10 protein-coding genes and 2 pseudogenes are annotated in these 11,762 nt (G+C 56.8%); 4 read left to right on the top strand and 8 right to left on the bottom strand.

All coding sequences use genetic code 11. The features are described from left to right. The 3 genes from OSH09_RS12640 to OSH09_RS12630 all read right to left on the bottom strand — a co-directional run bounded on the left by OSH09_RS12640 (position 1) and on the right by OSH09_RS12630 (position 2,212). Entirely contained in the window at positions 1–267 is a 267-nt protein-coding gene (locus OSH09_RS12640) for an exodeoxyribonuclease VII small subunit (RefSeq protein WP_207873664.1), read from the bottom strand. 192 nt (positions 268–459) lie between these two features. After that, positions 460–1,311, bottom strand: coding sequence for a sulfurtransferase (locus OSH09_RS12635; RefSeq protein ID WP_207873663.1), 852 nt, complete (start codon positions 1,309–1,311; stop codon positions 460–462). Beyond that, complete coding sequence (locus OSH09_RS12630) at positions 1,304–2,212, bottom strand: DMT family transporter (RefSeq protein ID WP_266121162.1); 909 nt, start codon at positions 2,210–2,212, stop codon at positions 1,304–1,306. The genes OSH09_RS12635 and OSH09_RS12630 overlap by 8 nt, the downstream gene beginning before the upstream one ends. A 245-nt stretch (positions 2,213–2,457) precedes the next feature. Here OSH09_RS12630 and htpX point away from each other — a divergent pair, with 245 nt between their 5' ends. After that, complete coding sequence (gene htpX, locus OSH09_RS12625) at positions 2,458–3,339, top strand: protease HtpX (RefSeq protein WP_207873662.1); 882 nt, start codon at positions 2,458–2,460, stop codon at positions 3,337–3,339. Positions 3,340–3,465: 126 nt separating this feature from the next. Here the strand turns inward: htpX and OSH09_RS12620 are convergent, their stop codons facing one another. The 4 genes and pseudogenes from OSH09_RS12620 to OSH09_RS12605 all read right to left on the bottom strand — a co-directional run. Further along, positions 3,466–4,086 carry a GyrI-like domain-containing protein gene (locus tag OSH09_RS12620; protein WP_266121161.1) on the bottom strand — a complete coding sequence of 207 codons (621 nt, stop codon included), beginning with the start codon at positions 4,084–4,086 and terminating at the stop codon, positions 3,466–3,468. 25 nt (positions 4,087–4,111) lie between these two features. After that, entirely contained in the window at positions 4,112–4,570 is a 459-nt protein-coding gene (locus tag OSH09_RS12615) for a GNAT family N-acetyltransferase (RefSeq protein ID WP_266121160.1), read from the bottom strand. Positions 4,571–4,638: 68 nt separating this feature from the next. After that, entirely contained in the window at positions 4,639–5,583 is a 945-nt protein-coding gene (locus tag OSH09_RS12610; protein ID WP_266121159.1) for an alpha/beta fold hydrolase domain-containing protein, read from the bottom strand. 112 nt (positions 5,584–5,695) lie between these two features. Further along, a pseudogene (locus tag OSH09_RS12605) lies at positions 5,696–5,937 on the bottom strand (hypothetical protein); the annotation flags it as partial. A gap of 163 nt (positions 5,938–6,100) precedes the next feature. Here OSH09_RS12605 and OSH09_RS12600 point away from each other — a divergent pair. Together OSH09_RS12600 and OSH09_RS12595 are read left to right on the top strand one after the other, a co-directional pair. After that, positions 6,101–6,499 (top strand): annotated as a pseudogene (locus OSH09_RS12600) (MarR family winged helix-turn-helix transcriptional regulator). A gap of 60 nt (positions 6,500–6,559) precedes the next feature. Continuing rightward, on the top strand, positions 6,560–8,224 hold the full coding sequence (locus tag OSH09_RS12595; protein WP_207873659.1) for a Na/Pi cotransporter family protein: 1,665 nt from the start codon (positions 6,560–6,562) through the stop codon (positions 8,222–8,224). A 94-nt stretch (positions 8,225–8,318) separates the two neighbouring features. Here OSH09_RS12595 and polA read toward each other — a convergent pair whose 3' ends face one another. After that, complete coding sequence (gene polA / locus OSH09_RS12590) at positions 8,319–11,039, bottom strand: DNA polymerase I (protein WP_266121158.1); 2,721 nt, start codon at positions 11,037–11,039, stop codon at positions 8,319–8,321. On the opposite strand from polA, the gene OSH09_RS12585 reads away from it, so the two are divergent. Then, positions 11,038–11,706 (top strand): LOG family protein, encoded by a 669-nt coding sequence (locus OSH09_RS12585; RefSeq protein WP_207873657.1) that lies wholly within the window; start codon positions 11,038–11,040, stop codon positions 11,704–11,706. The two genes, polA and OSH09_RS12585, sit on opposite strands and share 2 nt — an antisense overlap. Positions 11,707–11,762: the final 56 nt, after the last annotated feature.

Here is an 11,762-nt window from a genome sequence, read left to right as displayed (position 1 = left end):
TTAACTATCTCCAACGGCTTCATCCCCGGACAAGGGACGCAGCAAATTGCCTTGCAACACACTGACCTGCTCTTGCGCAAGGTCCAGTTTGCGCTGACACAATTGGGCTAATTCCACGCCCTGCTCATACGCCTGCAAAGCCTGCTCCAGCGGCAATGCTCCGCTTTCCATGCGAGCGACCAGCGCTTCCAGTTGTGCCAGAGCGGACTCGAAATCCTGCTGGGCTGGCGCCTGGGCGCTTGGATTATCTTCGCGAGATTTAACCATAACTATTCCTGATCAATGAGGGCAGTCAGAACGCGCTGCGGCCCAATTGGAAGTGGCATTGTACGGGAGCCTGCGGCTTGCTGCCCTCCCCAATGGGAGCTTTTATCGGGGGCCCCGAGCCTTGGGACAGCCCAACAGTAAAAAAGCCGCTCTGGAGCGGCTTTCTCAGCACCAGAAACTCATACTGTGCGACTAGCTGCGCGCAACAGGTCGGCTGGCGTCGCTAACCCATTCGCTCCAGGAGCCGGGATAAATACTGGAGCCCGACAAACCCGCCAGTTCCATCGCAAAAAGATTGTGACAGGCTGTAATACCCGAGCCGCACTGATGCACCACCATCTCTGCCGAAATCGTACCGAGCACGTCCTGAAACTCCTGACGTAACTGATCGGCGGGTTTGAAGCGCCCTTGCTCGCCCAGATTATTCAGGTGCGAACGGTTCAGTGCATCGGGAATATGACCGGCGACCGGGTCCATCGGTTCCACATCACCGCGATAGCGTTCAGCGGCGCGGGCATCCAGCACAGTAAAGATAGGTTTAGACAGGTTCTTCAGGACCTGTTCGGTTTGCACGGTAGGCATGGCGGCCTGTTCAGGCACACTCAACTGGGCAGACGCGGGGACGGGTTTGGCCGGTCCGCTTTCTTCGGCTCCGCCCAGTTGCTGCCAGGCTTGCCAGCCACCATCCAGAATGGCGACCTGGGGGTGACCCAACCAACGCAACATCCACCACATATGGCTGGCAAACAGAGAGCTTTGGGCGTCATAAACCACCACCTGCATGCCATCACGCAGGCCTTTTTGCTGCAAAAGCTGTGCCAATTCGTGGCGGCCAGGCAAGGGATGACGACCATTCAGGCCCGTCTTGGGCGCAGCCAGATCCACTTCATGATCCAGAAAAACGGCACCCGGAATATGGCCTTGCTCGTAAGCCTGGCGGCCTGCCTGATGGTTAGCCAAATCATGGCGCACATCCAGAATAAGCCAATCTTCATTACCCAGATTGGCCTGGACTTGTTCTGCGCTAATCAACAATTCAAACACGTTCTGCCTCCTTGACGGGCGCCTGCTCTGCCGCCGTGGCCTGACCTCGCAAGATACGATCCTCGCTGTAGGTGCGCCAGGCCGACAACAAACCGGACCCAATAATCAATGCCATGCCAGCCCAGGCTAGCCAATCAGGTACATCGCCCCAGAAAGCAATCCCAATCAGGGCGGCGAAAATAATCGTGGTGTACTGCAGCGCGGCGGTCAACAGGGCCGAGCCCAATCCAAAGGCGCGCGTCATGGTCAATTGCCCGAACAAACCGGACAGACCCACGCCCAACAGAGCCAGCCAGGCGCGCCAGCTCAGCTCTCGCCAACCTTCCCACAGCAAGCCGACCAGGCTGGAGCACACGACAAAACAGGAAAACAGTAACACGGTGCGCCATTCAGGTTCACCTGAACGTCCCAGAGCGCGCACTTGCATCATGGCAACGGCACTGAGGGCTCCCGCACACAGGCCCAACATGGCTGCCCACCACTGGTCAGGCGTAATACTGGGCCGCAACACGCCGACGACCCCCAGGAACCCCAGGAGGACCGCGATCAGGCGCACAGGGTCACGCTGGGTGCCGCCCCAGGCAAGCATCCAGAAAGCAATAAATAAGGGAGCGGTGTAATTGAGGCTGACAGCCGTTGATAAGGGCAGATTTGCCAGAGCCACAAAGCCCAGCCACATGGAGCTGACACCGGAGACATTACGTCGAATATGCAGCTTCCAGCTTTGGGGAGCCAGCCGCAGGCCACGGCTTTTCGCCCAGAACGCCAAGAGCAGTACCGAGGGCACACCCCGGAACAGAACGATTTGCGCCATTGATGCCCCAGCATCGGCGGACACTTTGACACAGGCCCCCATAATGGCAAACATGGCGCAGGCTACCAGCATCCATAATGACTGCATGTGATCAGACCAAATCAGTAATAAGGGAAAGCCATTACTATACTCCCCGCCTTGTAAAAGTGGCCTTGTAACCCCATATCCAGACCACTTACACAACAGCTTGAAACAGAGAGCCAGAAACTATCCGGCTCAAAAGCTGACTAAAAGCTGAATCTTTTGTTTTCACGCCTGGAATCAAGGCTAAAATCCGCGCAGATCATGCTCACACGATCACGATTTTTTCTGTCATACCGGAATCCGCATTCATGAAACGAATTGTCCTTTTCTTAATAACCAACTTGGCCGTCATGCTGGTGCTGAGCGCCTCCATGAATATTTTGGGTGTAGGACGTTACCTGAACGCACAAGGTCTGGATCTGACCCAATTGCTGATTTTCTCGGCACTGGTCGGCTTTACCGGTGCCATCATCTCCTTGCTGATGAGCAAGTGGATGGCCAAGCAAAGCGTGAACGCTCGCGTCATTGACCCGAACGCCCCCGCCAATGCAGAAGAAGCCTGGCTGGTGGACACCGTTCACCAATTGGCTGACCGCGCCGGTATTGGCCGTCCTGAAGTGGCCATTTACGATGGCGAGCCCAATGCCTTTGCTACCGGCGCCTTCAAGAACGACGCCCTGGTTGCCGTATCCACAGGCTTGCTGCGTGGCATGACCGAAGAAGAAGTCATGGCCGTTCTGGGCCACGAGGTCGCTCACATTGCTAACGGCGACATGGTCACCCTGACCTTGATCCAGGGTGTGGTGAACACCTTTGTGATCTTCCTGGCCCGTCTGGCCGGTTACTTTGTAGACCGTGTGCTGCTGCGTAACGAGCGCGACGTGGGCATGGGTTACTACGCCTCGGTCTTTGTGTTTGAGCTGATCTTTGGTGTACTGGCGTCCATCATCGTGGCCTGGTTCTCGCGTCAGCGTGAATACCGTGCCGATGCCGGTTCCGCCCAGTTGCTGGGTTCACGCCAGCCCATGATCCACGCCCTGGCCCGCCTGGGTGGCATGGCTCCCGGCGAATTGCCCAAAAACTTTGAAGCCTCCGGCATTTCGGGTGGCCGTTCGATCAGTGCCATCTTTGCTTCTCACCCACCGATTGCAGCCCGTATCCAGGCCCTGCAAAGCGCTCAGTCGGTTTAAGACCGGAGTCGCTGCCCAAGGCAGCGCCGCTTAAACAAAACACCCCAACAGCCATTGCGCTCTTGGGGTGTTTTTTTATTACTGCCTGCCCTTCATCACGACGACCAAGGGCTGACACAGGCAGAGTTAGCGCACGGGCTGGCGCACGATCATCTTGCGTCGACTCGAAGCCATCTTGCTCCAGTCATCCAGATAGATCTCGTGATATACGCCCAAAGGCTCCAAGCCTTCTTTAGGCAGGTACTCGGTATAGAACTGATGCAATAAAGCAGACAGCTCAGCCTGAGAGCCAACATGCATGACCTGCACGCACTTGCCTTCCGTCACCGCCTCCCAACGGGGAGCGGGCCCATCGCCCAAGGCAGCACGCATTTGTGCAACTGCCTGCTCAAAACAGGCCGCATCTGCCCAGACGGGCAAGGTGATTTGCACACGCCATTGCCAACGATCCCGGGTTCCCATCGCCAGATCGTGCGGATTATCGGACCAATACAGAATCTCGACCGGGGCTTCCATAAAGGCGCGGCCCATACGCTGCCGTGCTTCACGGCGTATAGGCTCAATCGCGGTCGACAGGGCCTGAATCGCCGCTCCTACGCTCGCAGGGTCAGGAGCCCCTTTGCCATCCAGAATGGCAAAGGGCAAGGTCGGCACATCCACCACCCGAAAATGATGCTGCAAAGGGGCATATAGCGTCTTTAACGTCGCCATGTCCTGGCTTAAATCAATCATGTTCTGATAAGGCATAAAGAGGCTCTAACTGACTCCACACTCAGGTCGTAAAGTGATATTCCAGAATATCGTCACCAAATTCATCACGCCGGCCACTTTCGGTCCAACCCAGGTGACGATAAAAACCATAGGAACGCACCTGGGGATCGCTATTGCAGGCCAGAAACAAGCGCGCAAAACCACGTTCGCGCATATCCTGCACCACCCGCTCCAGCAAACGACGCCCCAAACCCAGGCTTTCATAGCCTGGCAACAACGCCAGCACCATGATTTCGCCACTTTCAATATCCGCAAAGCAGTAACCCGCCATCTGCCCGTCCACCAAAGCGACATAACCGGGGCAACTGCCGTCTTCAATGCCCGCCCCCCAGCTTTCTGCCGTAATACCCAATGCCTCCAAATCCTGCTCCGAAAAGGCATTCTCACGGGTCAGGCCACGGATACGCAGGCATTCGCGAGCATCATCTGGCACAGCCGCACGCAAAACTGTCTTGCTCATTCATTACTCCAAAACACACATTCTTTAGTGATGGCCAGGCATGCCAGCCCTGTCACCCAACAAAATTCTTAAGGTTTGGTCTTTTCGGCCTGACTCAACCACCGCGCAATATCAGCCACCACCTGCGGCATCGCCGAGTGGCCATCGGGCTGATTCATGGCATGGTCCAACTCCGGGTAGCTGTTCCATACAAGATGAGGGTTATTCACTTGCGCGAACATCTCCGCCGCCGCTTGCGGGGAAACCGAGGTATCGCGCCCGGACTGAATCAGCAAGGCAGGAATACGGATACCCCGCAACACCGCCGCCTGATCCAGGCTCAGCATTTGCTGCCACCAATCGCCGCCATGATCACTCATCGTGATCTCCATACCTGCACGCGCCTGCTTCAGAAAGCTGCGCAATCCATCCAGCATGACCTCCTTGTCTGCAGCAGGCATCTCTTCGCTGGCGGCGCTGTAAAGCACATCGTCCTCGAACCAGCGTCCGCCCCCGTTAAAGCTGACAACCACATCCAGATGGGAGGTCTGCGCCGCCAGCAAATGAACAATCACCGCCCCCTCGCTGCCGCCCAGGGCAAACACTTTGCCATAAGCCTGTCGAGCCTGAATCTGCGTCAACACGGCATCCAGATCAGCCACACGCTGCCTGGGCTGATCATGGCGGATATAGTCGGCGGGGCAATCTTCGCGTTCGGCCTTGTCACTGACAGGCAAGTCGGCATTCAGGGCGTACTTTTCCACCGCCAGCACATCAGCCTGAGGGCGGGCTTGGGCCAGTGTGTCCCACAGCAAGGATTTGTGCGCCACGCTATTGCAGTCCGAGCCCTGCACAATCAGCAGCAGCTCACGCTCCCCGGCTTGGGGCTGCGCAGCGGGCTGGATGTAATAGCGAATGGCCGTGCCATTGGCGCGGGCCAAATCATGGGCCTGAGGCTGGGCCTGGGCCAAAGAACCCACGCCTAAAAAAATACCAAAGCCCGCCAAGCGGGCCAGTGAATGTAAAAAATCCATGCCCCCACTGTGGCACAGAATGATGAAGATTTGATGGAGAGAATAGCGGACCTGCCGCTAAAAAAGGGACCAGTCAGCAAAGGGCTGACCTGACAGGGGGAAACACTCAGGCCATCATGCGTTGACGAAACAGCCCAGTTTTATCTTTGGCCAGCAAATCATCCCAGCCTGCCCCCAAATCACTTTGATGACATTCCAGCCCGCGGCACGGACGTTGGATTCCAGCTCCTGAATAACTTTGCTATTCCCACATACCGTGCCATCCAGACGCTGCAAGTTGCAATTGACCACAAAGATCAAGTTATCCAGCTTTTACCCGCCACCGACGGCAATGGCAGACAGGGACTCCGTCTCTTGCGGACCCAGGTCCGCCGCAGGCAAAGCGTGATTCATAATAATCTCCAGGTGGATAGCCCGGAACTACCACGCTGTGTCCTCACGGCCTGCACAAGACGCAGGGCAGGACAAACACCTCACCCAAACGATTGCAATTGCAACTACTCTATGAGCGCACCGCATCATTCTTAAAGAAATGGAACGCCGACTGGCCACAGAAAAATTGCCGCCCTATGCCTGGTACGACGTTTGATGGGGGCTGGAAAGCGGACCGGAAGGCACACGCCGCATGCATGAATTGGCCGACCGGCTGGTCATAGAGCGCTATAACCTGACACGGCTGGTCGACCGGCTGGAGGCCCAAGGCCTGGTTCAGCGCAGTCGCTCTTCTGAAGATGGCCGGGCTGCCTTTGCCAGCATCACGGATGAAGGCCGGGCCTTGCGCAAACAGATGTGGCAGATCTACCAGAGCACGGTGCAGGAACTGTTCCTGTCGGCCTTTTCCGATCAGGAACAAACGCAGTTTGCAAAAGGGCTGGATCAGGCTGCCCGACAAACGCGGCAATCTTCCAACACCTAGATGTGTCTAACTGATACCTGAGACTCACGCTTGTAAGATGCGCTGGGCTATTATTTAGTAATGAAAGAAATCTTCGCACTTCTCGATTTCGGGGGTTATATCGCTTTGCTCCTGTGGGGTATCCACATGGTGCAAAGCGGTGTGCAACGCGCCTTTGGTGCCGAGCTAGGCGTCTGGATGGGCCATGCTCTGGGCCGACCCCGGCGCGCCTTTTTTGCTGGCGCCGCCATTACCGCCGCCATCCAAAGCAGTACCGCCACCGGACTGATGATTACCAGCTTTGCCGCCACCGGCATGGTGGCGCTGGTTCCGGCTCTGGCCGCCATGCTGGGCGCCAATGTGGGCACGACCCTGATCGTGCAATTGCTGTCCTTCAAAATGACGGCATTGGCCCCTGCCCTGATTCTGTTGGGTGTCTGGCTGTTCCGCTCGCAGGAACCGGGACGCCGCCGTGACCTGGGCCGTGTCTTTATTGGTCTGGGCCTCTTGCTGCTGTCCTTGCATGAACTGGTGGGCTTGTTCTCGCCCATTCAGGACGCCCCCTTGCTGCAAACCATTCTGGAAGCCTTGGCAGGCAGCCCCATGACCGGCATGTTGCTGGCCGCCTTGCTGACCTGGGCGGCGCACTCCAGCGTGGCCATTGTAGTGCTGATCATTTCCCTGGCCAGCCACCAGCATATGGACCCACAACTGACCTATGCGCTGGTGCTGGGCGCGAACGTGGGTACGGCCATCAACCCGATTCTGGAGGGTGCCGGTGGCACCAAGGACCCAGCCAACAAACGTCTGCCCATAGGTAACCTGGGCACACGTGTGTTTGGCTGCCTGATCGGCATGATCGTGCTGCCCTGGATTCCCGATTTGATGAGCTGGTTTACCGATGACCCGGCCCGTGCCGTCGCCAACTTCCACACCTTCTTCAATCTGGCGGTCGCAGCGCTGTTCCTGCCTTTGCTCAAACCCTATTCGCGTTTGCTCAGCCGTTATCTGCCCCGTCGCACCGACCCGGACGATCCTGGCCTGCCTTTGTATCTGGACCAGTCCGCTCAGGAGGTTCCTGCCGTGGCCTTGGGTAATGCCGCACGGGAAGCTCTGCGTCTGTCCGATATGTTGCAGGAGATTCTGGATACGGCCCGCCAAAACATGCTGAACAATAGCGCCCAAAGCATTAACCATGCTCGCTATATCAGCAATGCGGTCAACCGGCTGGAGCCACTGATCACCACCTATCTGGCCAGCATGGATCAGGAAAATCTGAGCAAGAAAGACACCCGTCGCCTGAACGATATTCTGACTTTCTCCACCAATATCTCGCACGCGGCAACGATCAGCGTGAATGGCTTGCTTAGTCACACGGCCAAGCTGCGTAAACAGGGTTGGACGCTGCAATCGGAAGAGCAGGCAGAAATCGGCAAAGTCATGGACAGACTGATTCGCAACCAACGTCAGGCTGCCGCTCTGTTTGTAGCCGAGGACGTTAAAACCGCCCGCTTCCTGGCCTTTGAAAAAGACTTCTTCCGCGAGCTGGAAGTGGCTGCGGCAGACCGCCATATTCGCAAGATCAAGGCGGGTCAATTGGATTCGGCCGAGCAAGGCTCCTTGTACCTGGAGATTTTGCGCGATGTACGCACAATCAACTCGTATCTGGTCAGCGCGGCGGCTTATCCGATTCTGGCCAAGCACGACGAACTGCTGCCAAATCGGGTACGTACTAACGAGGAGTAAGCAGACTGCAGCCAGGCCGAGAAAACAAAACGCTCTGCTACTTAAAAAAAAGGCGACCATCAGGTCGCCTTTTCCTTGAGCTTGCCAGGAAGCCTTAGTGAGCCTGTTCCCAGTTATCGCCCACGCCGACTTCAGCCACCAGCGGCACATCCAGCTTGGCCACATTGCACATCAGGCCCGGCAGGTTCTCACGCAGAATCTCCAGTTCATCTTCAGGCACATCGAATACCAATTCGTCATGTACCTGCATGACCATTTGCGTGCGCAAACCTTTTTCTTCCAGCCATCGCTGCACCGCAACCATCGCCATCTTGATCAAGTCTGCCGAGGTGCCCTGCATGGGTGCATTAATCGCAGCACGTTCAGCACCAGCCATGCGAGGCCCCTTCGCGCCCTTCAGTTCAGGCAGCCATAGGCGACGACCAAACACGGTTTCCACATAGCCCTGCTCGTGCGCCTGGGCCTTGATGCGCGTCATGTAGCTGGCCACGCCGGGGTAGCGAGCAAAATAACGATCAATATAGGCACGAGCCGCATCGCGAGTAATGCCCAGATTGCTGGCCAGGCCAAACTCGCCCATGCCGTAGATCAGACCAAAGTTAATCGCCTTGGCAGCGCGACGCTGATCAGAGCTGACGTCTTTGGCATCCTCAACACCAAAGATCTCGGCGGCCGTGGCCGTGTGCACGTCACCGCCCTGTTCAAAAACTTGCTGCAAATTGGTATCGCCCGAAACATGGGCCATCACGCGCAATTCGATCTGCGAATAGTCAGCCGACACGATCTTGCCCAGTTCCGACACAAAAGCAGCGCGGACACGGCGGCCTTCTGCGGTACGCACTGGAATATTCTGCAAGTTGGGATCGGACGAAGCCAAACGACCCGTGATAACCGCCGCCTGCGCATAGCGGGTATGCACGCGGCCACTGTCCGGGTTCACCATCTTGGGCAGCTTGTCGGTATAGGTGGACTTGAGCTTGGCCAAACCACGGTATTCCAGCAAGACCTGCGGCAAGGGGTAATCCTGTGCCAGACGGGTCAACACATCTTCGTCAGTAGACGGTGCGCCACTGGCGGTCTTGCGCACCACGGGGATACCCAGCTTGCCGAACAGAATCTCGCCCACTTGTTTGGGGGAATTCATATTGAAGGGCTGGTCGGCCAACTCGTAAGCCTTGTTTTCCAGCTCCAGCATCTTCTGGCCCAGCTCATGGCTTTGGCGTGCCAGCGTGGGCACATCAATCTTGACGCCATTACGCTCCACAATGGTCAGCACATCAGATGCCTGGATTTCCAGCAGATAAATACGTTCCAGCCCCTCTTCCTGAGCCACCTGGGGGCGCAGGCACTGATGCAGACGCAAGGTGTAGTCTGCATCTTCGCAGGCATACTGGGACGCGACCGGAATATCCACCTCGTCAAAACAAATCTGTTTGGCACCCTTGCCGCAAATATCTTCGTAAGACGCCCCTTTCAGACCCAGCCATTGCAAGGCCAGCTCTTCCATGCTGACGCGCTTGTGCGACTGCAGGACATAGGCTTGCAACATGGTGTCCTCGCGTATGCCGCGCAAATGGATCTTCTCATTCAGCAAAACGTGGGTATCGTATTTGGCGTTGTGCAAGACCTTGGCCGCATCCGCGCTTTCCAGCCAGGGGCGCAAGGTATCCAGCACATAGCCTTTATCCAGTTGCTCCACATCCAGCGAACCACGGTGTGCAACGGGTACGTAAAAGGCTTGACCAGGCTTGACTGAAACGGACAAACCCACCAGACGTGCCGTCAGGGGGTCCAGGGATGTAGTTTCAGTGTCCAGCGCCACCAGCTCCGCTTTTTCCAGCTCGGCGAGCAAGGCCTTGAGCTGCTCCTGCGTAGTGACTGTCTGGTAATCCAGCTCCGCGGGGGCGGCAGGTGTTTCAGGCTGCACACGGGCATCCTGGGCCGGTACACGATCGGGATCGTCTGTCAGTTCCCGCAACCAGGTACGGAACCCATAGGTCTCGTAAATGTCCTGCAAGACAGCCTTATCGCGTGGCTCGGGCGTCAGGGCGGCAAAATCACCCGTAAACCCGGGCACTTCGCAATCCAGCTTCACCGTGACCAGCTTGCGCGTCATCTCGAAATTGGAGCTGAAGTCTCGCAGGTTCTGGCCAGCCACACCCTTGATACTGTCGGCATGCTGCAACAGTCCATCCAGGCTGTCGTACTCGCCCAGCCACTTGGCCGCCGTCTTGGGACCGACCTTGGGCACGCCGGGAATATTGTCCGAGGTGTCGCCAATCAGCATCAAATAATCGATAATCTGGTCTGGGCGCACACCGTACTTGGTGGTGACGCCTTCTACATCCAGCTTCTCGTTATTCATGGTGTTGACCAACTGCACATGCTCATTGACGAGCTGGGCCAAGTCCTTGTCCCCAGTGGACACCACGGTGTCGATACCATTTTCTGCCGCCAGACGAGCCAGCGTTCCGATGATGTCATCGGCCTCGACGCCGGGCTGACAAATCAGGTGCCAGCCCATCGCGCGCACGGCTTTATGAATAGGCTCTATTTGCACCGCCATATCTTCGGGCATGGAGGGGCGGTTAGCCTTGTATTGATCGTACAGATCGTCCCGGAAGGTGCGGCCTTTGGCATCGAAAACGCATACCATATAGTCCGCCTGATAATCCTGTAGCAGGCGGCGCAGCATATTGATTACCCCGTACAAGGCGCCTGTAGGCTGGCCTTGCGCGTTTCGCAGATCGGGCATCGCATGGTACGCTCGGTACAGATAGCTGGAACCATCAACGAGCAACAAGGTTTTTTTCATGTCTAACAATAAAATCGTCCGTTTACCGGCCTCTGAGCAGATTCCTACCATCATGAAGGAGCTGCAAACTGCGGTCGATACATTAAAAGAAATGGGTGCTGGCGTTAGCGTTTTTGGCAGCGCTCGCATCAAACCCGGTCATCCTTACTACGAAGTCGCCCAGGAACTGGGCCGTCGTCTGGCCGAAGCGGGCGTCACCCTGATTGCAGGCGGTGGCCCCGGCTTGATGGAAGCCGCCAACAAAGGCGCGTATGAAGCAGGCGGGCAAAGTATCGGCCTGAATATACGCTTGCCTCATGAAACCACCAACAACCCTTACCAGACTCAAAGTCTGCAGTTTGAATACTTCTACTCGCGCAAGGCCACCTTTTTCATGCATAGCTGGGCCTATATTGCCCTGCCCGGCGGCTTCGGTACCCTGGACGAGCTGTTTGAAGTCATGACTTTGGTACAAACTGGCAAAGTCCCACCCGCACCCATTGTACTGATCGGCACTTCCTTTTGGTCCGGCCTGATCGACTGGATTGGTGAGCAATTGATGGAGCTGGGTCTGATTGGCCCCAAAGACCTGAATTTGCTGGTTCTGACCGACGATCTGGACGAGGTGATGAGCTACATCAACCAGTGCTGCGTACTGCCTAGGGCGGAACCCGCATTGCCCCAGTAAGGCGTACGGGTTAAATTTGCAGTCTTTCTTCGGCCCTCCATCAGCAGGGCCGAATT

It is taken from the genome of Alcaligenes parafaecalis (genome assembly GCF_026344135.1).
GTDB lineage: Bacteria > Pseudomonadota > Gammaproteobacteria > Burkholderiales > Burkholderiaceae_B > Alcaligenes > Alcaligenes parafaecalis.
This window is presented reverse-complemented; position numbering and strand designations above follow the sequence as displayed.